At 57.0% G+C, this 22999-nt stretch carries 26 protein-coding genes; 10 read left to right on the top strand and 16 right to left on the bottom strand.

What is annotated here, in order from left to right; translation table 11 throughout:
- Positions 1-281 precede the first annotated feature (281 nt).
- On the top strand, positions 282-992 hold the full coding sequence (locus tag AC0V6Q_RS12585; RefSeq protein ID WP_486168719.1) for a helix-turn-helix transcriptional regulator: 711 nt from the start codon (positions 282-284) through the stop codon (positions 990-992).
- A 463-nt stretch (positions 993-1455) separates the two neighbouring features.
- Complete coding sequence (gene ctrA / locus AC0V6Q_RS12580; protein WP_486168718.1) at positions 1456-2151, top strand: response regulator transcription factor CtrA; 696 nt, start codon at positions 1456-1458, stop codon at positions 2149-2151.
- A 74-nt stretch (positions 2152-2225) separates the two neighbouring features.
- On the opposite strand, the gene AC0V6Q_RS12575 is transcribed toward ctrA, so the two are convergent.
- Positions 2226-3437 carry a mechanosensitive ion channel family protein gene (locus tag AC0V6Q_RS12575; RefSeq protein ID WP_486168717.1) on the bottom strand — a complete coding sequence of 404 codons (1212 nt, stop codon included), beginning with the start codon at positions 3435-3437 and terminating at the stop codon, positions 2226-2228.
- Positions 3438-3536: 99 nt separating this feature from the next.
- Between AC0V6Q_RS12575 and trmB the strand changes: the two genes are divergently transcribed.
- Together trmB and AC0V6Q_RS12565 are read left to right on the top strand one after the other, a co-directional pair.
- Entirely contained in the window at positions 3537-4238 is a 702-nt protein-coding gene (gene trmB, locus AC0V6Q_RS12570) for a tRNA (guanine(46)-N(7))-methyltransferase TrmB (protein WP_486168716.1), read from the top strand.
- Between the two features lie 59 nt (positions 4239-4297).
- Complete coding sequence (locus AC0V6Q_RS12565; RefSeq protein ID WP_486168715.1) at positions 4298-5521, top strand: S-methyl thiohydantoin desulfurase family protein; 1224 nt, start codon at positions 4298-4300, stop codon at positions 5519-5521.
- Between the two features lie 3 nt (positions 5522-5524).
- Here AC0V6Q_RS12565 and AC0V6Q_RS12560 read toward each other — a convergent pair whose 3' ends face one another.
- Positions 5525-7786, bottom strand: a complete 2262-nt coding sequence (locus tag AC0V6Q_RS12560; RefSeq protein WP_486168714.1) for an NADP-dependent malic enzyme — start codon at positions 7784-7786, stop codon at positions 5525-5527.
- A gap of 209 nt (positions 7787-7995) precedes the next feature.
- Here AC0V6Q_RS12560 and mutS point away from each other — a divergent pair, with 209 nt between their 5' ends.
- A complete protein-coding gene (gene mutS / locus AC0V6Q_RS12555; RefSeq protein WP_486168713.1) occupies positions 7996-10596 on the top strand; it encodes a DNA mismatch repair protein MutS in 2601 nt (866 codons plus the stop codon).
- A gap of 58 nt (positions 10597-10654) precedes the next feature.
- Positions 10655-11104, top strand: a complete 450-nt coding sequence (locus tag AC0V6Q_RS12550) for a hypothetical protein (RefSeq protein WP_486168712.1) — start codon at positions 10655-10657, stop codon at positions 11102-11104.
- A gap of 10 nt (positions 11105-11114) precedes the next feature.
- Here AC0V6Q_RS12550 and AC0V6Q_RS12545 read toward each other — a convergent pair whose 3' ends face one another.
- From AC0V6Q_RS12545 to gluQRS, 4 genes are all read right to left on the bottom strand, one after another.
- A complete protein-coding gene (locus tag AC0V6Q_RS12545; RefSeq protein WP_486168711.1) occupies positions 11115-11984 on the bottom strand; it encodes a 3-hydroxyacyl-CoA dehydrogenase family protein in 870 nt (289 codons plus the stop codon).
- An 87-nt stretch (positions 11985-12071) separates the two neighbouring features.
- Positions 12072-12647, bottom strand: coding sequence for a cob(I)yrinic acid a,c-diamide adenosyltransferase (locus AC0V6Q_RS12540; protein WP_486168710.1), 576 nt, complete (start codon positions 12645-12647; stop codon positions 12072-12074).
- A 13-nt stretch (positions 12648-12660) separates the two neighbouring features.
- Positions 12661-12900, bottom strand: a complete 240-nt coding sequence (locus AC0V6Q_RS12535) for a hypothetical protein (RefSeq protein ID WP_486168709.1) — start codon at positions 12898-12900, stop codon at positions 12661-12663.
- 25 nt (positions 12901-12925) lie between these two features.
- The gene (gene gluQRS / locus AC0V6Q_RS12530) at positions 12926-13753 is read right to left on the bottom strand and encodes a tRNA glutamyl-Q(34) synthetase GluQRS (protein ID WP_486168708.1); all 828 of its coding nucleotides are present in this window, start codon (positions 13751-13753) and stop codon (positions 12926-12928) included.
- A 141-nt stretch (positions 13754-13894) separates the two neighbouring features.
- On the opposite strand from gluQRS, the gene AC0V6Q_RS12525 reads away from it, so the two are divergent.
- Positions 13895-14503, top strand: a complete 609-nt coding sequence (locus AC0V6Q_RS12525) for an HNH endonuclease (protein WP_486168707.1) — start codon at positions 13895-13897, stop codon at positions 14501-14503.
- Between the two features lie 34 nt (positions 14504-14537).
- Here the strand turns inward: AC0V6Q_RS12525 and AC0V6Q_RS12520 are convergent, their stop codons facing one another.
- The 4 genes from AC0V6Q_RS12520 to dksA form a co-directional block, all read right to left on the bottom strand.
- Entirely contained in the window at positions 14538-15023 is a 486-nt protein-coding gene (locus AC0V6Q_RS12520; protein ID WP_486168706.1) for a DUF4112 domain-containing protein, read from the bottom strand.
- A gap of 18 nt (positions 15024-15041) precedes the next feature.
- Positions 15042-16511: an ABC transporter substrate-binding protein gene (locus AC0V6Q_RS12515; RefSeq protein ID WP_486168705.1), complete on the bottom strand. Its 1470-nt coding sequence runs from the start codon at positions 16509-16511 to the stop codon at positions 15042-15044.
- Positions 16512-16619: 108 nt separating this feature from the next.
- Positions 16620-16955 (bottom strand): PilZ domain-containing protein, encoded by a 336-nt coding sequence (locus AC0V6Q_RS12510; protein ID WP_486168704.1) that lies wholly within the window; start codon positions 16953-16955, stop codon positions 16620-16622.
- Between the two features lie 273 nt (positions 16956-17228).
- Complete coding sequence (gene dksA / locus AC0V6Q_RS12505) at positions 17229-17687, bottom strand: RNA polymerase-binding protein DksA (RefSeq protein WP_486168703.1); 459 nt, start codon at positions 17685-17687, stop codon at positions 17229-17231.
- A 324-nt stretch (positions 17688-18011) separates the two neighbouring features.
- Between dksA and AC0V6Q_RS12500 the strand changes: the two genes are divergently transcribed.
- Positions 18012-18338, top strand: coding sequence for an SEL1-like repeat protein (locus AC0V6Q_RS12500; RefSeq protein ID WP_486168702.1), 327 nt, complete (start codon positions 18012-18014; stop codon positions 18336-18338).
- 14 nt (positions 18339-18352) lie between these two features.
- On the opposite strand, the gene AC0V6Q_RS12495 is transcribed toward AC0V6Q_RS12500, so the two are convergent.
- From AC0V6Q_RS12495 to AC0V6Q_RS12475, 5 genes are read right to left on the bottom strand one after another with little or no spacing between them, the layout of a single operon-like run.
- Positions 18353-19489, bottom strand: a complete 1137-nt coding sequence (locus AC0V6Q_RS12495) for a GNAT family N-acetyltransferase (protein ID WP_486168701.1) — start codon at positions 19487-19489, stop codon at positions 18353-18355.
- Entirely contained in the window at positions 19486-20214 is a 729-nt protein-coding gene (locus AC0V6Q_RS12490; protein ID WP_486168700.1) for a glycerophosphodiester phosphodiesterase family protein, read from the bottom strand. The genes AC0V6Q_RS12495 and AC0V6Q_RS12490 overlap by 4 nt, the downstream gene beginning before the upstream one ends.
- Before the next feature lie 12 nt (positions 20215-20226).
- Entirely contained in the window at positions 20227-20682 is a 456-nt protein-coding gene (locus AC0V6Q_RS12485) for a RidA family protein (RefSeq protein ID WP_486168699.1), read from the bottom strand.
- A gap of 5 nt (positions 20683-20687) precedes the next feature.
- On the bottom strand, positions 20688-21308 hold the full coding sequence (locus AC0V6Q_RS12480; protein ID WP_486168698.1) for an HAD family hydrolase: 621 nt from the start codon (positions 21306-21308) through the stop codon (positions 20688-20690).
- Positions 21308-21556: a DUF3572 family protein gene (locus AC0V6Q_RS12475; protein WP_486168697.1), complete on the bottom strand. Its 249-nt coding sequence runs from the start codon at positions 21554-21556 to the stop codon at positions 21308-21310. The genes AC0V6Q_RS12480 and AC0V6Q_RS12475 overlap by 1 nt, the downstream gene beginning before the upstream one ends.
- Positions 21557-21662: 106 nt before the next feature.
- Between AC0V6Q_RS12475 and AC0V6Q_RS12470 the strand changes: the two genes are divergently transcribed.
- Complete coding sequence (locus AC0V6Q_RS12470; protein ID WP_486168696.1) at positions 21663-22031, top strand: response regulator; 369 nt, start codon at positions 21663-21665, stop codon at positions 22029-22031.
- Here AC0V6Q_RS12470 and AC0V6Q_RS12465 read toward each other — a convergent pair.
- Entirely contained in the window at positions 22028-22612 is a 585-nt protein-coding gene (locus tag AC0V6Q_RS12465; protein WP_486168695.1) for a Pycsar system effector family protein, read from the bottom strand. The two genes, AC0V6Q_RS12470 and AC0V6Q_RS12465, sit on opposite strands and share 4 nt — an antisense overlap.
- Before the next feature lie 136 nt (positions 22613-22748).
- Here AC0V6Q_RS12465 and AC0V6Q_RS12460 point away from each other — a divergent pair, with 136 nt between their 5' ends.
- A complete protein-coding gene (locus AC0V6Q_RS12460; protein ID WP_486168694.1) occupies positions 22749-22991 on the top strand; it encodes an acyl carrier protein in 243 nt (80 codons plus the stop codon).
- Positions 22992-22999: the final 8 nt, after the last annotated feature.

Raw genomic sequence — 22999 nt, 5'->3', positions numbered from 1 at the left:
GATGGCGGGAGCGCGAAGCGTCGCGGTGCGACGAAACCCATCGGGTTGCCATTTGTGCGAGCGAGCGCAAATCGAGGTCTCCATGCGTGTCTTGATGCCCGGCGACGCACCCAGAAAAACCTGATGAGCCGCCGGGGCTTTTGTTCGGATTCCGGGAACGCAGCGCGCCCATCCGAAAGCGACCCGAACGGCTGCGCTTTTTAGAGCGCGAGAGTGCCTTTAGACGCGAAGACAAGTTAGTGCAGTCGCCCACCGGGGGGACATGTGATACAGATAAGCTGATGCGCGAACTTCTTCCTGTTATCGACGATCTTCGGGATTTGACTTCGGTTCTCGAATTCGTCCGCGATGTCTGCGTCAAGAATGGCGTGAAGAGGATGAGCTATCATTTCTCGCCAATCTTCGATGAGCCTACATCGATCCGGACCATCGTGTATGCTCACGGCTTCTCAGAGGAATGGCTCGAGCAGTACGAGGAGTCTGATTTTCGTTCGCATGATCCGATTCCCGGTCGAACCTATGCGAACGGCGAATTCTTGAAATGGGCCGATGCCATGGCGGCCGAGCCAAACACTCCTGAACAGGACGCATACTTGGCGGCTATGAAGGCCGCCGGACTTGAGCATGGGTTTGGCCTAGCGCTGTTTGGACCAAAGGGGAGACAAGCCTACGCTTCCTTTGATTTTGGTGTGCCACTTGAACAAATCGAAGCAGCAACCGTCGCATTGATCAGATCACTGGCGCAGATGGCGCATCAGCGGCTTTGCGTTCTTATCGATGAAGAGCATGAACCCAGAGAGCTGTCGAAAAGAGAGAGGGAGGTCCTGACCTGGATGGCCCGCGGCAAATCCTCGTTCGACATAGGTGGCATCCTGGGAGTGTCGCCTGACACTGTTAAGACCTATCGAAAGCGCATCTACGAGAAGCTTGACGTCCATGACCGGTTGAGCGTGGTCATCCGAGCGCTCAAGATTGGGTTGATCCATATTTGAGTTTTGGTCGATAGCAGAATGGATGCTCTCAGCCGTTGAATGGCGAAAGCGTCTCTTGACGTAACGCCCCAACAACGGACCTTTGCTCAAAGTTCTCAACTGCCGAAAACCATCTTTCGTGCCTCATCCTGAACCAAACCGTTTTCCTACAGTTATCCGCAAGGGCTAAAGCGTATGAGCAATGGTAACACTTTCTTCTTTGATCCTAACGCGCGTTCGCGACCCATTCAGGAGCGTTAGGTTTTCGTCCTTTGCACAGTGTCTCAAGTGTCTCAAACGGCCCGCACAGTCGCTACTTAAGCACTACGTATAACCCCTGCGACTCGTGGGAAGAGCTGGGTTTACGCTAAATTAACCTTTTCCGTTCAGAACTTGTGTGGTTAATAGAGGGCAACATCTCTTAGCGAGACGTTACCATGCACATCTCCCTCCAATATAATGGGGCGCAATTAGGGGACCAGAAATGCGAGTGCTGTTGATTGAAGACGAGCCAACAACGGCAAAAGCCATTGAGCTTATGCTGACGACCGAGGGCTTTAATGTCTACTCAACCGATTTGGGCGAAGAAGGCCTCGATCTGGGTAAGCTGTATGATTACGACATCATCCTGCTCGACCTGAACCTACCAGATATGCATGGCTATGACGTGCTTAAGAAACTGCGTGTTGCCAAGGTGCAGACGCCGGTACTCATCCTCTCGGGCATTGCCGAGATGGACAGCAAGATCCGCTCATTTGGTTTTGGCGCGGACGATTATGTAACGAAGCCCTTCCATCGCGAAGAGCTGGTGGCGCGTATTCACGCTGTTGTGCGCCGCTCGAAAGGCCACAGCCAATCGATCATCCGCACCGGCAAGCTTGCGGTTAACCTCGACGCAAAAACCGTCGAAGTCGACAGCGCCCGTGTGCACCTTACCGGTAAAGAATACGCGATGCTCGAGCTTCTCTCGCTTCGCAAGGGCACGACCCTTACCAAGGAAATGTTCCTCAACCACCTTTACGGCGGGATGGACGAACCAGAGCTCAAGATCATCGACGTGTTTATCTGCAAGCTGCGCAAAAAGCTCAGCCATGCATGCGGCGGTGAGAACTACATCGAAACCGTCTGGGGCCGCGGCTATGTGCTGCGCGATCCACACGAAGAGGTTGAAGCAGCGTAAGCTTCCACCACACGAACTTCAGCGCGAAACGCCCGGTCTCCTCCCAGAGGCCGGGCGTTTTGCTTTCCGCTTCGCTACTCGTGATCTACCAGCTTGGCGTAGTCACTTCCGCTCGGCTCCTGGAACAGGCTTAGCTGGAATTCCGGCACAATCGCGATCAGATGATCGAAGATATCCGACTGGATGCTCTCGTAGGTGTTCCAGTCGGTCGTGTCGGTGAAACAGTAGATTTCAATAGGCAGGCCCTGTGGCCCCGGTGGCAATTGCCGCACGAGAAGCGTGAAATTCGGGCTGATGCGCGGGTGCCACTTGATATAGGCGGCGATATAGGCGCGCAAAGTACCGATGTTGGTCAGGCGGCGCGCATTGACCGGTGCATCGTCCTTGCCGAGCTTGGTCTCGTTCCATCTGGCGAGCTCATCACGGGCATTGGCCAAGTAGTCTTTGAGAATATTGAACTTCTTGAGGTCCACCACTTCATCATCGGTCAGGAAGCGGACCGAATTCTGATCGATCAAAAGCGAGCGCTTGATCCGCCTGCCGCCGCTCTCGCTCATGCCGCGCCAGTTGCGGAAACTGTCGGATACAAGGCGGTGTGTCGGGATCGTGGTGATGGTCTTGTCGAAATTCTGCACTTTCACCGTGTGGAGCGAGATATCGATCACATCACCGTCCGCATTCATGCCGGGCATCTCAATCCAGTCGCCGACGCGAAGCATGTCATTGGTGGTGAGCTGGACCGAGGCAACGAGGCTGAGGATGGTGTCCTTGAACACCAGCAAGAGGACAGCTGTAATCGCGCCAAGTCCACTGAGCAGCAAAAAGGGCAACTCATCGATCAGAATTGAGATAAGGATGATCGCCGCGCCGCACAGGACCAGGATCTTGACCACCTGAACAAAGCCCTTGATCGGGCGGTTCTTCGACTGGGGACGGCGCTCGTAGACCTCATTCATATAGGTCAGCGCTTTTACGATCCCCATCGCGATCGAAAGGACGATGATCGCCTGCGTAACATTGGCGATAAGGTTCATCGCGATATCAGGAAGGCCCGGTACAAGCGCAATACCGTTGGATATCACCAAGAGGGGCGCCACGGTCGCAAACCAGGTGGCGGAGGAATCGATCGTCTTGCTCTTTTTGTCGAGGTAAGGCGCGACAAGCCTCAAGATCACATCTTTCAAGATGAAATTGACAGCAAGCGAGGCAATCAGAAGCCCCGTCACACCAATAACGGTCTGCGCCCAGACGGGCTGTCCTTCGATAATTGCCAAAAGCTGTTCCATGTCGGTCCCGATATAGGATGAGCCCCCCGCCCCTCAAGGCAAGGGCGCATGTTTCTTGGGGGTGGACAAACCGCCACCTCCCCGACTAGCGGACCCGTTATGAGCGCATACAAAGAAGGCGACCCCACCACGCTGAGCCGGCTATACGGCCGCAGCATCGGCAAACCCTTGCGTGCCAAGCAGCAGGATCTGGTCGATAATCTGTTGCCGCAAATTGCGGTACCGGCAGAAGGTCCGGTGACGGCTGAAGGCCTGTTTGGTGAGGACTGCCCGCTTCATTTCGAGATCGGTTTTGGCGGCGGCGAGCATTTGGCATACCGCGCAGACCTCTTGCCAAATCATGGCTTTATTGGCGCAGAACCTTATATGAATGGCGTCGCACAGGCGCTTTCCCATGTCGACGAACAGAAGCTTTCCAATGTCCGCCTCCACAATGGCGATGCGCTGGAAGTGCTTTCCCGCGTGCCTGATGGCTCTCTCTTGATGGCCTATCTGCTGCACCCTGATCCTTGGCCAAAGAACAAGCACGCCAAGCGCCGGATGATGAATGATGGGCCGGTTCAGATGATCGCTGACAAGCTCAAACCGGGCGGCGAATTCCGCTTTGGCACCGACCATCCGATCTATGTGCGCCACGCCTTGATGGTCATGCAGCGGTTTACCGATGTGTTCGAATGGGTCGCCGATGGTCCGGCAAGCTGGCAAAACCGGCCATCGGGCTGGTGCGAGACCCGCTACGAGACAAAGGCACGCGAGACCTTTGGCCACGAGGTTTGGTATTTCCGCTATCGGCGGCGCTAGATTTGCAATCTTGGAGCCAACGCGGCACGCTGACCCCTAATTGGTAAGGGGCACTAGGCATGGCATCGCGGCGGCAATTTTTGGGCGGTTTGGTTGTGGCGGCCGGGACGCTGGCAGCGTGTAGCGAGATTGAACCGGACAAAGGTTCTACCCGAACCGTTACGAAAGACGCCCTGACCCTCGACGCAACAGCCCTCGAGGATGCGCTCGTGGGGTCGTCTTACCTAGGCACCGGTGGCGGCGGTGGCCTTGCAGAGGCGCGCGAACTCATTGCCAAAGACCTGGCAGCAGGGCTCACATTCTCGATGATCCCTGTTTCTGCACTTGCGGACACTGACCGGGTCGCCTGCCCCTATGGACTTGCGAGCCTTGCGGACACGAGCGCAGAAATGCAGGCGCGGCTTGATGCGGTAGAGAACAAGGTGGAGGTCCCGGTCCAGGCCGCTTTCGAGGCGCTCGAACGCCATGTCGGCCAGAAGTTTGCAGGCGTCATTATGGGCGAAATCGGCCCGCTCAGCCTTGCCGAAGGGCTTGCCACAGCCGCGCGCCTTGGCGTGCCTGCGCTCGACGCTGACACGGTTGGCCGCGCAGTGCCTGAAATCAACCAGCACTCTGTAAAGGTTGCAGGAATTCCTCTTACTCCCATTGGTGCAGCGACGCCATTTGGTGATGAGATGATCGTCGAGACTCTGGGCGATCCGACGCGCGCTGAGGATATTTTGCGGTCAATATCAGTGGTCAGCCGAGAGTGCGGTGTTACCGATAGTCCAATCACCGGGGCTCAGGCCAAAACGCAAGGGACCTTGGTGACTGAAAGCCTCTCGCTATCGATCAGTATCGGCAGGGCGGTGCGCGAAGCAAAGGTGGCAGGCACCGATCCGGTAGATGCTGCACGCAAAGCAGGTGATGGTTATCTGCTATTCACGGGCACTGTTGCCGGGTTCGACTGGCGCGATGAGGATGGTTTTCTGGTTGGCGAGGTACAGTTGAACGGCACGGGCGATTTCGAAGGTCAAAGCTTTGCGACTGACGTAAAGAACGAGCACCTCATCGCGCGCCGCAATGGCGCGGTGATCGCGACCTGCCCGGACCTTATCTCAATCATCGATGTCGCCAGCGGCGATGGTATCGTCAATCCGGGATACGAAGTAGGCCAAGAGGTTGCCGTGCTAGGCTTTCGCTGTGACCCGCTCTGGCGCAGCCAAGCGGGCCTGGCGGTGTTCTCGCCCAGCTACTTTGGTTATGACATCGACTACGTTCCAATCGAGGAACGCCTTGCCTAGGCCCTAGCTCACGATTCCCGCGCTTGTCAGGACTGCCAGCGTCAGCACATCCGGTGCTGCCGCTGTCATCGGTGCGATCTGCACAGGCTTCTCCATACCCAGCAGCATCGGACCAACGGTCGTGTTGGAGCCGAGCTCCCGCAGAAGTTTCGCCGAGAGGTTTGCAGATTGCAGACCCGGCATGATCAGAACATTGGCTGGGCCTGAAAGACGGCTGAAGGGGTAAAGCTTCATGACAGCCGGATTGAGAGCGGCATCAGGTGCCATCTCGCCCTCATACTCAAAGTCGCAGCCTTCCTCATCGAGGATCGCCACAGCCTTACGGATATCCGCGAGCCACTGGCCGGACGGATTGCCGAAGGTAGAATAAGACAGGAACGCCACACGCGGTTCATGCCCCATGCGGCGCGCAACAGCAGCGGTTTCACGGGCAATATAGGCAAGCTCGCTTGCACTGGGGCGTTCGTTGATCGTGGTGTCGGCAAGGAAGGTGGTGTGGTTCTTCCCGATCATCATATGGATGCCGAACGGAAGCGCGCCCTCTTTCTTGTCGAGCACCAGATTTACCTCGCGCATGGTCTGCGCATAGGTGCGGGTAAGGCCTGAAATCACGCCATCTGCATGGCCAAGCGCCACCAGAAGCGCTGCAAACACATTACGTTCCTGATTGACCATCCGCCGAATATCACGCTCGGTATAACCGCGCCGTTGAAGACGATTGTAGAGATAATCGACCATGGCGGGCACGTGCTCGCTGTCAGCCGAGTTCTGGATCTCGAAGCTTCCCGGATCAGAGACGGACAGCTGATGGAGCTTGTCCATGACCGCTTTGGTCCGGCCGACAAGGATCGGAATGCCATAGCCAAAATCGCGGAACTGTATCGCTGCGCGCAGCACCACTTCCTCTTCTGCTTCGGCAAAAACCATGCGTTTGGGGTTGGCGCGCGCCTCATTATAGACACCGGTGAGCACCGACGTTGTTGGGTTGAGGCGAGATTTGAGCGCGTGCTTATACGCATCGAAATCATCAATCGCGATTTGCGCAACGCCTGAGTCCATCGCCGCTTTCGCAACAGCCGATGACACAACTTCGATCAAACGCGGATCGAAAGGCGCCGGAATGATGTAGTCGGTGCCGAACTTCTGGTTCTTGCCATAGGCGCTCGCCACTTCTTCGGGCACCTGTTGGCGCGCCAATTCTGCAATCGCCGTGGCAGCGGCAACCTTCATTTCTTCGTTGATGGTCGTCGCTTGTACATCAAGCGCGCCGCGGAAGATGAAGGGGAAACCCAATACGTTGTTGACCTGGTTAGGAAAATCGCTGCGCCCGGTAGCAATAATCGCATCGGGACGAACAGCCTTTGCCTCATCAGGCATGATCTCGGGCGTTGGGTTCGCCATCGCAAAGATAATCGGGTTTTTGGCCATCTTGGTGACCCATTCCGGCTTAAGCGCGCCAGCAGCCGAGAGGCCAAGGAAAATATCTGCGCCGTCCAGCGCCTCTTCCAGCGTCGTCGCATCGGTAGCGACCGCATGTGCGCTCTTCCACTGATCAACCTTGTCGCGCCCGATCGTGATGGGACCAGAGCGGTCACACATGATCACATTATCATGCGGCACACCCATGGACTTGATCAAAGCGGTACACGCAATCGCGGCCGATCCGGCACCGTTCACAACAACCTTGACGTCCTTGATATCCCGGTCGGTAAGATAGCATGCGTTGAGCAGACCCGCTGCGGTGATAATCGCGGTTCCGTGCTGGTCATCGTGCATGATCGGAATGTTCATGCGTTCGCGAAGTGCAGCTTCGATGATGAAGCACTCGGGCGCCTTGATGTCTTCGAGATTAATCCCGCCGAAGCTTGGCTCCATCAAAGCCACAGCTTCAATGAAGGCTTCGGGATCTTCGGTCGCAAGTTCTATGTCAATCGCGTCCACATCGGCAAAACGTTTGAACAACACCGCCTTGCCTTCCATCACCGGCTTGGACGCCAGCGCACCCAGATTTCCGAGGCCCAGAATGGCCGTTCCGTTGGAAATTACCGCTACCAGATTGGCTTTCGCGGTGTAGCGCGCGGCCAAGGAGGGGTCGGCAGCAATTGCCTCTACGGGGACAGCCACACCGGGCGAATAGGCGAGCGACAAGTCGCGCTGCGAAGTCATAGGCTTCGTCGCGACGATCTCCAGCTTACCTGGGCGAATGGTTTCGTGGTAAAAAAGCGCCTCGCGGCTGGTAAAGCCGCCCTTGGGTTCGTCTGTCATGTGGGCCCCCTCAAATGATCCTCAATTGCACTATTGATGAATGCCTTAGCCCGCCCTTGCGGCATATGAAAGTGGGCGATTGCACAATGAGCGAGCAGGGGTGACCACGTCGGCGGATAAGTCCGCACTTGCCCTTCCCGAATCGCATGCTCGCTGGCACCCCGAAACCAATGGCCGCCCGGAAGAAGAATACTGACAAGCCCACGCCCATGATGGAGCAGTATCTTGCGCTAAAGCGCGAGGCTGAGGGCTCGCTCCTGTTCTACCGGATGGGCGACTTCTTCGAGCTGTTCTTCGACGATGCCAAGATTGCCTCTGACATTCTCGATATTGCCCTGACCGCGCGCGGCGAGCACGGGGGCGAACCGGTCGCCATGTGCGGTGTGCCCGTCCACGCGGCAGAAGGTTATCTGGCCCGCCTGATTAAGGCCGGGCAGCGCGTTGCAATTGCCGAACAGACCGAAACCCCCGACGAGGCCAAAGCGCGCGCCAAACGCGAGGGGCGTCCTGCCTCGAAAGCTCTGGTGGCACGCGACATAGTGCGTTTTGTGACTGCTGGCACTTTGACCGAAGAGGCTTTGCTCGAACCACGCCGTGCCAATTTGCTCGTCGCATTAGCCGAGGTTCGCGGAACTATCGGGGTTGCCGCTTGCGATATCTCCACCGGGGTGATGGTGCTGGAGGAGTGCTCTTCGCAGCTTCTGGGAGCAACGCTTGCGCGGCTCGGAGCAAGCGAGGTGGTGGTGCCCGAGGACTGGGAATTGGGCCCCGAGGACGCCGCACACCATGTGCGAAGTGCATTTTCCAGCGATGCCGGGGCACAACGCCTCAAAGCTCTCCACGGTGTCTCGACGCTTGACGGGTTTGGCGAGTTTTCACGCGCAATGCTGGCTGCGGCTGGGGGGCTCATTGCCTATCTCGACCATGTGGGACGCGGCGAATTGCCATTCCTGCTACCACCCACAGCGCGCGAACAATCGCTGGGCATGGCGATGGATGAAGCCACCCGGACCAGCCTGGAAATCCTTGAAGCGACAAATGGCGGACGCGCTGGTAGCCTTGTTGCGACGCTTGACCGGTGTTCGACCGGTGCCGGATCGCGGCTTTTGGCGGAGGACCTTTCCGCGCCGCTTCTCGACCAGTCTGCGATTGAAGACCGCCTTGCGCTTGTACAGTTCTGGCTTGAACGCCCGATTGAAAGAGCAAACCTTCGTGATGCGCTTAGGGCATTGCCGGATTTTGGCCGCGCGCTTGGCCGTATTGTCGCCGGACGGGGCAGCCCTCGTGATCTGGGGCAGGTGCGCGATGGACTTGGCGAAGCATGGCGGATTTACGAATGGCTGTCCGGGGAGCCGGATCGCCCTCAACTCCTGGACCTGCTTTTGCCCAAGCTGGCAGGTCACGGGGCGCTCATCGATCAGCTTGCGCGTGCGCTTGTTGCATCTCCCCCAACAGAGCGAAGCAATGGTGGATTTATTGCCGAAGGGTACGATGCCAGCCTTGATGAACTGCGCGCAATGTCGGGCAGCGCAAGGCGCGCCATTGCCGCCATGGAAGCGCGTTACCGCAATGAAACCGGGATAAGTTCGCTCAAGATCAAACATAACGGCGTGCTTGGTTATTTCATCGAAGTACCCAGCCGCCACGGCGATGCTTTGATGGCCCCCGATAGCGGTTTTACCCATCGCCAAACGATGAAAGGCGCAGTGCGTTTCAATTCGCTCACCCTGCACGAGGAAGCCTCTAGGGTTTCGGAAGCAGGTGGCCGGGCGCTCGCAGCCGAAGAAGCGCATTTTGAAAAACTGACAGCACTGGTAAGCGCCGCGCGTGAGGCAATTGCGGCCACCGCTGCTGCTCTTGCCCGCATTGATGTGGCAAGCGGGAATGCAGAACGCGCGAGCGAGGGTGATTGGTGCAAACCGGCGATTTCGGAAGCGGGCACGCTTGCCATCAAAGGAGGCAGGCATCCTGTCGTGGAAGCCGCCCTCAGCAAATCGGGTGAGCGCTTTGTCGCCAATGACTGCACCTTGCAGGAAGACGACCGGCTTTGGCTTATCGGCGGCCCGAATATGGGCGGTAAATCGACCTTCCTGCGCCAAAACGCCCTCATCGCATTGATGGCACAGGCTGGCTCCTACGTACCAGCAAACGAAGCACATATCGGGCTGGTGGACCGTTTGTTCAGCCGCGTGGGAGCATCGGACAATCTCGCCAAGGGACGCTCAACCTTTATGGTCGAGATGGTCGAGACGGCCGCGATCCTATCGCAGGCCACTTCCAAAAGCCTCGTCATCCTCGATGAAGTGGGCCGAGGCACGTCGACCTATGACGGGCTCGCGCTTGCATGGGCCGTGGTCGAGGCTGTGCATTCGCAGATTGAGTGCCGCTGCTTGTTCGCAACGCACTATCATGAGCTTTCGCGCCTCGCGGATAGCTGTCCGTATCTCTCCCTTCATCACGTGAGAGCACGCGAGTGGAAGGGCGATCTTGTGCTTCTGCATGAGCTTTCCGAAGGTCCGGCGGACCGCTCCTACGGCCTTGCTGTTGCAAAGCTTGCTGGTGTGCCGGGACCCGTGATCGATCGCGCAGGGCAGGTTCTTGAAAAGCTGGAAGCGGCGCGCAGTGAAACAGGCGGGCTTGCCGCAGGGCTTGGCGAACTGCCGTTGTTCGCTGCGGCCGCTGCGCAATCCGCGCCTGTCGAAACGAGCGAAGAAGTGTTGGCGAGAAAGCTGCGTGATGCTGATCTTGATGCACTTTCACCGCGTGAGGCGCTTGATCTGCTCTACGAGCTTAAAAACTCGCTCGATTAATCTTCCTTCACTTGGCGTGCCAACCAATCCTTAACTCTATCCGGGTATTTCTGCTTCCATGTCTAGTTCACTCTTTGAAAACCCAAAGGTTGCGCTCGGTTTTTCCGGCGTGGTTGTCGCTGTCGCATTGGTAGCAAGCGTTGCTTTCCAGGAGTTTTCCGGAAGCGACGAAGCACCTCAAGAAGCAGTCGCGGCGGCTCCAGCCGCTCAGGCCGCGCCGCAGCAGGCACAAGCAGGCTTTGCCCCTAGCCCGGCTCCTGGTTGGGGCGGAGCGAGCGATGATTGGGGCGCTCCAAGCGCTTCGTCGCAGAACGGCGGTTTCTCAGAGACTCCGGGGCTTACCAATGATGCGCCCGTGTTTGGCGATCACGTCTCGAAGAAAATGGACGGAGGCGGTATAGACCGTTCAAGCGGACCAAAGGTCACGACGAGCGCGGCTCCAGGCGCGCCGGAAGTGCGGCCACCACAAACCGGCTTCACTCCTGAAATTCAGGTGAAGGGCAACTAAACCCCTCCCCTTAGCGAGTGGGCACTGGCGCTTCGCCGGTGTAGTCGTAAAATCCACGGCCCGTCTTGCGGCCAAGCCATCCAGCCTCGACATATTTCACCAGCAAGGGCGCGGGGCGATACTTGCTGTCGCGCGTGGTGCGGTACAGCACGTTGATGATATCAAGGCACGTATCAAGCCCAACAAAATCAGCCAATTGTAACGGACCCATCGGGTGATTGAGACCCAGACGGCAGCCCTTGTCGATGTCTTCAATGCCAGCCGTTGACTGGCCAAGCACGAACACCGCCTCGTTGATCATCGGCAAAAGAATGCGGTTCACAACAAAGCCGGGCTCATCCTGGCTCAGCACCACTTCCTTGCCCAATCCCTTGGCGAACTCGGTCACGCGGTCCGTCGTATCCTTGGCCGTCGCAAGGCCAGGGATCACTTCGATAAGCCCCATGACGGGTACCGGATTGAAGAAGTGCAGCCCGATAAATCGCGCAGGATCAGGCGAATGGTTTGCCATGCGGGTAATCGGAATAGAGCTGGTGTTGGAGGCAAAGATCGCATCTTCGGCCAGAACCTTGCCAGCGCTCTCGAAAATCGCGTTTTTGATCTCTTCGCGCTCGGTCGCTGCCTCGATGATGAGGTTCGCCTCAGACATGGGCGCATAATCGGCAACCGGCGTAATCCGCGCAAGCAGAGCTTCGGCGGCGTCTGCCTCGATCTTACCGCGACCGACCAGTTTGGAGACAGCGCTGTCGATCTTGCCTTTGCCAGCTTCGGCGCTGGCGAGATCAATATCTGACAACAGCACTTGCATGCCATGTGCAGCCACGGTTTGAGCAATGCCGGTGCCCATCTGGCCGGCCCCGATAACAGCGATTTTTTGCATGATAGACTTCCCTTCGCAAGTGCAGCAAAGCGGCTCCTAGCGGGGAAGTTGCAGCGTGGCTAGCAGCTTGCGACTTATCTAGTCGCGCTACCTATTTGCGCCGGGGACCCATTTCACGTCTGCCTTGCCATTGTCATTGAGCACACGGGCCATGACAAACAGGAGATCCGACAGACGGTTGATGTAAGTCAGCGCCTGCGGATTGGTCGGAGCCTCACCTGCAAGCTGTGTCATTGCCCGCTCGGCAGCGCGCGCCGAAGCGCGGGCCACATGGACGCGGGCAGCCGCCTCACTGCCACCGGGCAAGACAAAGCTGTCGAGAGGCTCGAGATGCTCGTTCAAGGCATCAATTTGCTCCTCCAGCCAATGTGGTTGCGCATCTACGATGCGCAAAACCATCTCTTTTGGGGCAAAATCGCCATCATCGGCGGGCGTTGCAATATCCGCGCCCAGATCAAACAAATCGTTCTGAATGCGGGTGAGAAGCGCGCGCCAAGCCTCATTCTCGATCGCGCACACCGCCAGACCAATGGCCGAGTTGGTTTCATCCACCATGCCGACCGCCTGAATGCGCGCAGAGTGCTTTGCCGTGCGAGACCCGTCAACGAGGCCGGTTGTGCCGTCATCGCCGGTGCGGGTATAAATCTTGTTGATTTTGACCATGATGCAGGCCTGCTTAGCTGCCGGCGCCAGCCACAAGAGCGATCACTGCAACCACGCCGATTGCCATGGCCTGATACTTGATCCGGCTGAACATCGCCTTGTTCTGCATCTCCTGCATCTCGGTGACGGTTTCCGCCTCGCCCGTTTCAAGGTCGATTTTGGTCGTCTTGAGAAAAGCAACGATCCCGCGGACAAGCGAGACCACAACGAGAATGCACAAGATAACGAGCACTGGGATAAGAATATAATTCATACCAGTGTAAATGGTCGCAACGCCGTCAAGTTCCAAGCTCGAATTTTTGCATGCGCAATTGCTCTGCAAGCATCAGCCCGTCTTCACCGGCCAATCGGCGATCGGCAAGCGCAGGCGAACCGCGTCGTTTGGCGAGCTTTTTGCCCGTTTCATCCAGCAAAAGCGGATGATGGTGATAGTCGGGCAAAGGCAGGTCCAGAAGCGCTTGGAGCAAGCGGTGAATGTGCGTTGCTTCGAAAAGGTCCCGCCCCCGCGTCACCATTGTTACGCCGTCCGCTGCATCATCCAGTGTTGCTGCCAAATGATAGCTTGCCGGCTCATCGCGGCGCCAGAGCACGACATCGCCAAGTTCATAAGGATCGCAGAACTGGACACCATCGAACGTGTCATACCACTCTAATTGCCCGACCGCCTTGTCAGCGCGCGCTACATCCAGCCGCCATTGAACCGGGCCATCGCCTGGCACGTCCAATGTCTTGCATGTGCCAGGATAGATCGGGCCCATCGGTCCGGGTTTGGCGCCCGCTGCCTGGATGTCGGCCCGCGAGCACTGGCAGGGATAGAGCAAACCTGCCTCTTTCAGCCGAGTGAACGCCTCTTCGTAAGACGCAATTCTGGCCGATTGCGGTTGGACCTCCTCCCATTCCAGCCCCAGCCACTCCAAATCACGCCGAAACTCGTCGGCCAGCTCCGGCCGTGATCTCGCGCCGTCGATGTCCTCGATCCGCAGAAGAAAGCGGCCACCTTTTGCCTTTGCCAGATCGTGAGCGACAATCGCCGAGTATGCATGACCCAGGTGCAAGGGCCCGTTGGGGCTTGGTGCGAACCGTGTGGTAAGGGGCGAAGAGCGCATATTGGCGTCATGCCACAGGACAAACCGCCAGGCTATTCACACAATGTCCACAAGCTGCACCTGTGGATACCCACATTGTAACGGCTTTGACTCTTTGGCCTGTCACGTCATGTTCGTGTCAATCAGGAGGGAATGCGAACGATGTTCAAAGCCGAGCTGATCGAGCAGGCCGCGCGGTATCGAAGCGCCGAAAAGGATGCAGGTAGCCACCTTTCGGCATGCCCTGCGCTTGTGCTCAATGCAGACTACACCCCGTTATCCTACTACCCGTTGAGCCTTTGGCCCTGGCAAACCGCCATTAAGGCGGTTTTCCTCGACCGGGTTGATATCGTTGCGAGCTATGACCGCGAGGTCCACTCCCCTAGCCTCGATATGAAAATCCCCAGCGTGATCGCCTTGAGGCAATATGTGAAGCCGAGCGAGTTTCCCGCTTTCACCCGCTTCAACGTATTCCTGCGCGATAAATTCGAGTGCCAATATTGCGGGTCAAAGGACACCTTGACTTTCGACCATGTGATCCCTCGCCGTCTTGGCGGCAAAACCACATGGGAGAACATCATCACCGCTTGCGGCACTTGTAATATGAAAAAGGGCGGGCGCACGCCCAAACAGGCCCATATGCCGGTGCAGATGAAACCAATCCGACCAACGAGCTGGCAATTGCAGCAGCAGGGAAAAATGTTCCCGCCCAATTACCTGCACGAAACATGGCGCGACTGGCTGTATTGGGACATCGAGCTGGAGGCGTAAGGCCCCGCTCTCACCCTGCAACCGAATTACGGGGCTACCCCTCGATCACCTTGGTTTCCGGATGATGCTTGTCGAGGTGCTTCTTGATAATGCGCAGGTTCCTTGTGTTTGAGCGAAACACAAAGTCAGCCGCATCACCCACCACGGGCACAAGCCCCAGAAGCGCATCGAAGGCAACATTGCCCCCCATGCGGGTCAATTGCCATTTGGAAAGGCCGAGATTGCGCGCTTCCCATACGATGTAAGCGCCAAGGGCCGTTGTCACAATATCGCCAACCACCGGTATCAGACCGATAATCGCATCAAGGCCGATTGGCATATTGACACCGGGAATACGGAAACTGCGTTCAAGAAGAATCTCAACGGCTTCTACGCGCGCCCGGACAGAGTGCGGATCGCTGCCTGTTGGCAAAGCAAAGCTCAGCCCCTCGGGCCTGGCGGCGCTAGTGGAATCGAAACCCGCTCTATCGCGCGCAGTGGGGCGAGACAGGATGGGCGGCCTATTGCCAGATGTCGTCATTATGCACTCCTACCCCACCTAATTGGGGTCCTCGGCCAGCGCAGGCAAGGGGTGAAGCCCCCAAGGGTTGGCCTGATACCCGTCAACAGCCCCACGAACCAAAGACCAGCGAACAGGCGAACCTAGCGGGATAAACACCTCTGCCTCGGTCAAAATCTGATGCGCTTCGATGAGCAGGGCTTGCTTGGCCAAGGGATCTCGAACCCTCAGGGATTCGCTGACCAATGCGTCAGCTTCTTCAGAGCAAAGGCCGATATCGATCGAGCAATTGAGCTGGTTCAAAAACCAGCGCGGCGAGGCATACCGGGCAAGGCGATCTCGCAGCTCGAGATCGCCCCCTCTACCAAGTGCCACCTGCTCAGCGCGCACTCCGATCTGCTGCCAGTTTTGTGCAAGGGTCGCAAAGAGCAGGTCGCTGCCCGGCCCCTCTGGAAGGCCGACGCGAACAACAGGTTCCTCGCCAGTGGCCGCCCGCCATTGTGCAATCCGCCCGCGCGCAATCGCTTGCCGCTCTTCAAAAGAGAGGTCCGGCCACCTGGTTGTTTGATAAGTTGGTGGAACAAACAGGTTGTTGGGCACAATCCAGGACGTCGGCGCCCAGCCGCCAATCCCGATAGATTGTAGCAAAGTCGAGCGATCGATAGCCATCGAAAGCGCTTCTCGCCTTGCGGGGCTCTCTAACAAGTCAGCATCACTGCGAACCATAAAGCCGAACAAGCCGAAGGTTGGGTCCACCTGAATCGCACCTCGCGACAAGGGGCCAATCTCGACCATAGGAAACTCGGCAATTGATCCATTCATAAGCAAGTCCAGCTCGCCCCTTGAAAAGGCATCGATCGCATCGCGAGCCGAAAGACTTCGCACTGCCAGATCACGGGTCAACTCTTGCCAATCTTCGCGCGCCGGCAATCCACGGGCCTCGGGTGGCAACAAGCTGAGTCGGGCAACGGCGCTGCCTTCCTCGCGCTCCATTATCATCGGTCCTGTCCCGCTGCCGTCAATTTCCAGACCAAGCTCCGGCTGGGCCAGAAGTCTCAGAAAATCGGGCATTGGTCCGGATAACCGTAGCTCGATCACCCGCCCGGTCATCGCCCGTACTTCCACTACCTTGGCAAAGTCGAGACCAAGCGACGTGCCCTCAAGCTGGCGAATACGCTCTTGAAGCAGTCGCCTGATTTGCGCCGCGGTTATGGGTTCACCATTTGGACCATCGGAATTTCGCAAACGGAAGATGTAGCTCATCGCGTCATCGGTCACGATCCAGCGCTCAGCAAGGGCTGGCACCACCTGTCCCGCCGGATCCAGAGAAACCAATCCTTCGTTCGACGCGGCCCGCAGGTGCTGTGCACCGGGTGACAAACGCACACCGGTTGCAAACAATTCTTCTGGATCGCCGATAACGGCGACCTCGACGGACCCCTCGTCCGCGCCGGGACCGCAAGCAAGAAGCAATGCCGATAGGACAGTAAGAAGAATTGTGCGCGTCACCGCTGCACAATTAGCATCTAATCGGCCCAAGAACAGAGCCTTCTAAGTTAGGGCGGTCATCCGATCCGGGCGATCAGGTCGTTAAGGTGACCAATCCGGCGCAAAACCTCAAATCTTGCGCAGATTGGCAGGGTCTTTCGGAGCCGGCGGTGCACGGTGTGCGTAAGATACCGGGTTTGAACCTGTACCTTGCGCTCCGCCATCATTCGCCGGTGCGCGCGCGGCTTGAGAGTCGATCTCTTCGTCAAAAGCGATGCCGAAACGTTGATCCTGGACCCAGGCAACAGTGCCTTTGACAAGCCCGACATTGCGTAGCTCGACATCGACCCGGTTGCCTCGGCTAACCTTCATGGTGCCCTCGCCCATCATGCCGCCATCCGACAAGTTTCGAACGCGCACGCGGTGCTGCACTGTTTGCTGTTCAACGGTAACATTAGCCAGCAAAAAGAGGCTGTCTCGTGTTACACTTCTCGTCTCGACACCTGTCATTGTCGTAACGTCTCCGACCTTCAACGTGGCTATTTTGTGCTCTTGGCGCGGCCATCTTGTGCGTTGTGCATGTCGAATATCCGCGCCTTGTCTGCCTTTTTGCCTAGTCGCGCTCAGTTAAGGGCTCGTAAAATTTGTAACAGAAGTGGGGGCAAAAGCTGATTGGCGTCCCAAACTGGAACAAGAGTTTACCAATTACACCGGTTCAGTAGCGCATCGGGCCACCATCTAGTCGTCGCGTGAAATTTTTTCCCGCCGCTCATGCGCTTCTTGTGCCTCGACAGTCATGGTCGCAACAGGCCTCGCGATCAGACGTTTGAGGCCGATCGGGTCGCCTGTAACCTCGCAATAGCCATACTCGCCCTGTTCAATCCGGCGAAGTGCCGAGTCAATCTTGGATACGAGTTTGCGCTGGCGATCACGGGTGCGAAGTTCGATGCCCCAGTCGGTCTCGCTCGACGCGCGGTCATTGAGGTCAGGCTCACGGATGGGCCCGCTGGCCAGAGACTGCAGAGTTTGACCAGCCGCACTGTGGATCGAACGCTTCCACTCGAGAAGAAGCATCTGAAAATACGCCTGCTGACGCTCATTCATATACTCTTCGTCATCGGTGGGAGTGTAGTCCTCGCCCAAAAGGCTCTTGGCCTTTTCAATGATTTCAATTTCTTCGGAAGCCGCCGCTGACATGTGGTCCTCTAATTCCAAAAACCGTGTTGCAGACGGCCAGGCCTAATTGCGCTTCCAGTCGCGATTACACCCGGCGATCCCTTGCTGGGCGCGCTATAGGCAAGCGCATGGGGCCCCGCAAGACAGTTTGCGGCCTCGCCCCCCGATTAACGCGAACTTGGAACAAAAGCGTGGGATTTGATCTTTGTAAAACCCCGTAATTTACAAAGAAAACCCGGGGTCATTAACGATTTGTTGACCATGATCATTGAGGTCTAGCGATGCCCAAAACGAAACGGGGAACCGGGACGGGGGTTTGGGCGTGAATACAACGGGGAATATGAAATGAAGTTCAATTCTATCGATCAGGTCGCAAGCGACACTTTAGAGAGCGGTGAAATCGACATAGCGATTGCAGGTTACCTTGCAGATGCGGTTGCCGGTGATGTGGCGGCTCTTTTCAATCTTGGCGTGGCCTATTCGACCGGTTCCAACGGGGTCGACTGCGACCTGGTCGAAGCACACAAGTGGTTCAATCTTGCCGCTTCAAGGGGCCATGAAGACGCAGCATTCTGCCGCGCTGACGTGTCTGACGAGATGACCGCACGCGAAATCGCCGAAGCACAGCGCCGTGCTCGCCGCTGGCTTTCCGAAGAACGACGCGCCGCCTAAAACCTCGTGCCCGCTCAGCCCTTCTTAAAGGGTGTCCGTCGATCTAGGAAAAGCTGATCCGTAGCGACGCCTTCGTGTTCGCGCTCCAGGAAATCGGCGACAGCTGCGCGAAAGCCGGGATCGACCAGATAGTGGGCTGAATAGGTCTGGACAGGCTCATACCCTCGGGCAAGCTTGTGGCCACCTTGCGCCCCTGCCTCCACTCGGGGCAAACCCATTTCAATCGCGATATCGATCGCTTGATAATAGCACAGCTCAAAGTGCAGGAAGCGCACTTCGCGGGTGCATCCCCAATATCGCCCGTAAATCGCATCTGCGCCAATGAAGTTGAGCGCGCCAGCAACGGCCTCCCCATCATCAAACGCAAGGATCAGGACCATTCGATCCCCCATACGCTCGCCGAGAAGTGTGAACGCCTCTCTGGTGAGGTAAGGCGTGCCCCATTTTCGTGCGCCTGTGTCCTGATAAAAGACCCAGAACGCATCCCAGTGCTCAGGTTTGATATCATCCCCTGAAAGACGCTCTATTTGCAGACCTTTTTTTGCCGCCTCCCGCTCTTTGCGCAGGTTCTTGCGCTTGCGCGAGGCGAGGCTCTCAAGGAACCCGTCGAAGCTATCATAATCGCGGTTTAGCCAGTGGAACTGGATGTCGCTGCGGATCAGCCAATCCTCGGCCTCAAACAGCGGCAACTGAGACGTATCGATGAATGTCGCATGGGCAGAAGAAAGCCCGTTCTGCTCACACACAACTTCGGCGCCTTTGAGAAGGTGCGAGGCCAAAGTAGGATCAGACAACAGCAAACGCGGGCCAGTTGCCGGGGTGAACGGCGCTGCAATCTGGAGCTTGGGATAATAGTTCCGCCCTGCCCTGTGGAGTGCGTCAGCCCAGGCATGGTCGAACACATATTCCCCTTGGCTGTGCCCTTTGGCATAGCTTGGCATGGCGGCAAGCAGTCGGTCGTGCTCGTCCGTGATCGCGATGGGCGCAGGATCCCAGCCGGTTCCCGATCCCACACTTCCCGAGTCTTCCAGCGCTGTCAGAAACTCATGGCTCACGAACGGATTGCGATTGCCGCCAAGCGCGTTCCATTGGTCCGCATGAAAATGGCCAACCCTGGGTGCCAAACGGACGGTCAATTCTCGCTCGCTCATGCCAATCCTGCGCCTTCCGCGATAAGCGCATCGACATTCTCGAGAGCTCTCTTGCGGGTTTCTGGCGAATTCACCGTCCAAGATAGAATGGGAAGACCGCCCGCGCGCAAGGTCGAAACCCATGGGTTTGGTAGCGCAGCGGTATGATAGGCGAGAAAATCGGGTTGGGCGATTGCCAAGGCATAGCGGCGCGCTTCGGGCGTTTGGCTATGACCCATCTCATCCTCGCGCATCACCAAGCCGCAAACCGTTTCGGCAGAGTTGTCGCGAAACCAGGCCGCAACGCGCGGATCAAAACTCATAACGGCATGGGGGTGAGAATAATCCTTGAGCACATTGGCAACAGACACACAGCTCCACTCCACGTCATAGACAGGCTTTGACTTGATCTCGATCAGAAGCGGCACGCGGCCACCTACCACCTCTAGCAACGTAGCGAGACTGGGAATGGATCCGTCGTTCTCACGAAAGGTGATCTGCTCAAGGTCGCCGCAGGTACGATCCTCGACCAGTCCCGAACCAGTCGTCAAACGGTCGAGCTCCCAATCGTGAAAGACCATCGGCTGGTCATCGAAACTGCGTTGGATATCGCATTCGATGCCCATCCCCGCCTTGATCGCAGCGCGAGCCGCTTCAAGCGAGTTTTCGGGTACACCGTCGCAATGCAAACCGCGATGCGCGTATTCCCATCTAGTCAGCCACTCGGGAACAGGCCGGGAGCCCATCAAGCGGGCACCTTAGTCCGCAAGCGCGATTACCGCGTCCACTTCGACCGCAGCGCCGAGTGGCAAAGACGGCGCGCTCACAGCAGCGCGGGCATGGCGTCCTGCATCTCCAAAAACCTCAAGCATGAGATCAGAAGCGCCATTCGCGACCTTCGGCTGATCGGTGAAATCCGGTGTCGAGTTGACGAAAGCGCCCAGCTTCACGACCCGCTCTACTTTTTCCAGGACACCTGCATTCTTAAGCTGCGCCAAGATCATGAGGCCGCATGCGCGCGCCGCTTCCATCCCCTCGGCAAGCTCGACATCATCGCCAAGCCGCCCTTTGGCCAAAACGCCGTCGATGAAAGGTAGCTGCCCCGAGACATATGCAAAGCCGTTCTGAACAACCACAGGCACGTAGCTTGCAACAGGTGCAGCAGCCTTGGGTAGAGTGATGTTCAACTCGGTGAGACGGTTTTCGATTTTCATGAGGCTTAGTCCTTCAATTGCTCGCTGAGCCAAGGCAGCGCCTCGCTCCAAAGATCGATCCGCGCATGGGCATGGCCTGCTTCGTGAGCGCATGGGATAGCGCTCGAAATCATCGGCTCTCCGCAAAGGTGGAGCCTCATCACGTGCGGGGTTGTCTCTTTCACAGACGCATGATGCTGTGCCAGGTCATCGATAAAGAGCGCCTTGGTCGGGCGAAACTCGTCGATGATCTTCGCCAATGCAGGTCCTTTGGGCCCTTGGTTGGTGTAAACCTTGGCGTGAAGCCCATGGGCGGCCAATTGTTCAGCCCGGTGATCCCGGCGAAAATCCACTAGGTTCGTCAACACAACAAGATCGGCCTCTTCGGCGAGCGTGTTGAGCGCGTTGATAGAACCCGCGATCGGCAGTTGGCTGTCCATTTGCGTATCGAAAAAACCGCCAAGCTTCTTCCAAATCTCTTCGGGTGCGAGAAATTCGCCGCTTTCTCTCCAGCGAAGAGCCTTAGAAAAATCGCCGCCGCTCAGGTCAAAATCGATCCCTTGGCTTTCTTCGAGCCACACCTTGAAGGGTGCGACCATGTGCAAAATCACTTCGTCACAATCACTGATTACAAGGGGGCGGCTCATCAGTTTAAATTCCTTCGGGAGGCAATCAGTTCTTCGGGCGTCACAGCCAAAGCTTCGGCTGCGCGTATAAGGTCTGGTTCGTAATTGGCTAGAAAATCCAGAGCTGAACCCAGAACGGCCACATCGTCCAATCCGTTCCGCAAAGATTCCGGATCAAGCCCGGTAAGGTCGAGATAACGCTCAGCGCGCTCTGTATCCTGCAATATCCAGCCGAGCGCCGCGAGCGCGAGGGTCTTGGCCCGGGTCACTTCCTCAGGCGAACCGGCATGGCGAGGCTTGTCGTTGGGATCAGGGATTGTGATGACCTCTTCGCGCGATTAGGTGTGAGTTAGTTTCAAACTGGCGGGCGCCCATATGGCAAAACTAATTATGGTTGTTGAGGATAATGACCTCAACCGGAAATTGTTCTGTGATGTGCTGAAGGCGCAAGGATTTGAGGTTGAACCGATTGCGGATGGCAATGCTGTCCTTGCCGCTGCCAGGAGAGTCTCCCCCGACCTGATCATCATGGACATACAATTGCCGGGGGTCTCAGGAGTTGATTTGATCGAAGCCGCCAAGAAAGAGGTATCGCTCAAAGACATTCCCGTGCTCGCCGTCACCGCTTTTGCGGCGAAGGGTGACGAGGAAAAGATCCGCGAAGCAGGCGCAGCTGGTTATCTGTCGAAGCCTGTGTCGATCATACCGTTTATGAACGCGGTGAAGGAATTGCTGCCCGGCTAGGGGGCGATATTTTCGTAAGCGAAGACAATCCACGTGATGAACACGCCCCACACAAATGTGCGGTAAGCGTAATTCAAATATTTGTATTTCTTGCCCGCCAAGACCTGGCCGCCCTGATGAACATCGGTCAACATGGTCCGAAAAAGCGCCTCATCCGTTTCGAACTTGTCCAGCAATTCATCGATCCACTCGTCAGTCTCAAGAGAGACGTAGTGGCCAAAGAAAAGATAGTTGAATTTCGTCCGGTCTTCCGGAGCCTTGGGTACAGATGGAATAACTGCCATCACCGCAAAGAGGGAGGAGATGAACGCGGTTGCCGCCAGGGTAAGCACCGCCCAGGTCGCACCGCCTCCAAACAGATTGGTGATCGACATGGAGAAAACCACGAAGGTTGCACCGATCAGAATTGAAGCCTTGTTGTCTGCCATCGAGGACAAGGACAGTGTCTGAGTCTGTGCTGTGCGCACAAGGTGGATCGAATGATTGGAAAATTTGCGCTCTTTTTGAGCAGGTTCATGCGCTCCAGCCGCTTCAGAACCACTAATCGGCGCACCATTTTCAGGTCCGGCTTGTGCCACCATTGTTCCACCCCCATAACATTGCCATATTGGTCTGCCATCTAGGCGAGAGCTTGACAAGCTTGCCCCGGCTCAGCTTTTGCAGACCAAACCGGTGGTGCAACGCCCTTGCGCCCAATACAGAAAGCAGATTGAGATCATGACCGAAGCCGACGTTGATCAGCGCATCCGCGCGTTGATAGAGCCCTTCAACAAAAAGGGCGTCGAGATTAAGAATGAGACGACATTTGCGAATGATCTCGAATTTGACAGCCTAACCGTGATGGATTTCGTAGCTGAGATAGAAGACGAGTTTGATATCATCATCAGCATGAACCAGCAGGCCGAGATTGAAAATTACGGTCAGCTTATCGCTGCTGTTCACAAGCTACAGGATAGCTGAAGAAAGCC

The organism is Erythrobacter sp. S227, from assembly GCF_057364925.1.
The sequence above is the reverse complement of the archived record's forward strand: the minus strand, read 5'-3'. Positions and strand labels throughout refer to the sequence as shown.

Bases quoted from the DNA above. Each gene is read 5' to 3' on its own strand.
- AC0V6Q_RS12465 (WP_486168695.1), bottom strand. From the start codon at position 22,612: ATGGTGGCACAAGCCGGACCTGAAAATGGTGCGCCGATTAGTGGTTCT.
- AC0V6Q_RS12485 (WP_486168699.1), bottom strand. From the start codon at position 20,682: ATGAAAATCGAAAACCGTCTCACCGAGTTGAACATCACTCTACCCAAG.
- ctrA (WP_486168718.1), top strand. From the start codon at position 1,456: ATGCGAGTGCTGTTGATTGAAGACGAGCCAACAACGGCAAAAGCCATT.
- AC0V6Q_RS12585 (WP_486168719.1), top strand. From the start codon at position 282: ATGCGCGAACTTCTTCCTGTTATCGACGATCTTCGGGATTTGACTTCG.
- AC0V6Q_RS12540 (WP_486168710.1), bottom strand. From the start codon at position 12,647: ATGGTCAAAATCAACAAGATTTATACCCGCACCGGCGATGACGGCACA.
- trmB (WP_486168716.1), top strand. From the start codon at position 3,537: ATGAGCGCATACAAAGAAGGCGACCCCACCACGCTGAGCCGGCTATAC.
- AC0V6Q_RS12545 (WP_486168711.1), bottom strand. From the start codon at position 11,984: ATGCAAAAAATCGCTGTTATCGGGGCCGGCCAGATGGGCACCGGCATT.
- AC0V6Q_RS12500 (WP_486168702.1), top strand. From the start codon at position 18,012: ATGAAGTTCAATTCTATCGATCAGGTCGCAAGCGACACTTTAGAGAGC.
- AC0V6Q_RS12495 (WP_486168701.1), bottom strand. From the start codon at position 19,489: ATGAGCGAGCGAGAATTGACCGTCCGTTTGGCACCCAGGGTTGGCCAT.
- AC0V6Q_RS12565 (WP_486168715.1), top strand. From the start codon at position 4,298: ATGGCATCGCGGCGGCAATTTTTGGGCGGTTTGGTTGTGGCGGCCGGG.
- dksA (WP_486168703.1), bottom strand. From the start codon at position 17,687: ATGTCAGCGGCGGCTTCCGAAGAAATTGAAATCATTGAAAAGGCCAAG.
- AC0V6Q_RS12560 (WP_486168714.1), bottom strand. From the start codon at position 7,786: ATGACAGACGAACCCAAGGGCGGCTTTACCAGCCGCGAGGCGCTTTTT.
- AC0V6Q_RS12550 (WP_486168712.1), top strand. From the start codon at position 10,655: ATGTCTAGTTCACTCTTTGAAAACCCAAAGGTTGCGCTCGGTTTTTCC.
- AC0V6Q_RS12535 (WP_486168709.1), bottom strand. From the start codon at position 12,900: ATGAATTATATTCTTATCCCAGTGCTCGTTATCTTGTGCATTCTCGTT.
- gluQRS (WP_486168708.1), bottom strand. From the start codon at position 13,753: ATGCGCTCTTCGCCCCTTACCACACGGTTCGCACCAAGCCCCAACGGG.
- AC0V6Q_RS12520 (WP_486168706.1), bottom strand. From the start codon at position 15,023: ATGACGACATCTGGCAATAGGCCGCCCATCCTGTCTCGCCCCACTGCG.
- AC0V6Q_RS12490 (WP_486168700.1), bottom strand. From the start codon at position 20,214: ATGGGCTCCCGGCCTGTTCCCGAGTGGCTGACTAGATGGGAATACGCG.
- AC0V6Q_RS12470 (WP_486168696.1), top strand. From the start codon at position 21,663: ATGGCAAAACTAATTATGGTTGTTGAGGATAATGACCTCAACCGGAAA.
- AC0V6Q_RS12480 (WP_486168698.1), bottom strand. From the start codon at position 21,308: ATGAGCCGCCCCCTTGTAATCAGTGATTGTGACGAAGTGATTTTGCAC.
- AC0V6Q_RS12460 (WP_486168694.1), top strand. From the start codon at position 22,749: ATGACCGAAGCCGACGTTGATCAGCGCATCCGCGCGTTGATAGAGCCC.
- AC0V6Q_RS12525 (WP_486168707.1), top strand. From the start codon at position 13,895: ATGTTCAAAGCCGAGCTGATCGAGCAGGCCGCGCGGTATCGAAGCGCC.
- mutS (WP_486168713.1), top strand. From the start codon at position 7,996: ATGATGGAGCAGTATCTTGCGCTAAAGCGCGAGGCTGAGGGCTCGCTC.
- AC0V6Q_RS12575 (WP_486168717.1), bottom strand. From the start codon at position 3,437: ATGGAACAGCTTTTGGCAATTATCGAAGGACAGCCCGTCTGGGCGCAG.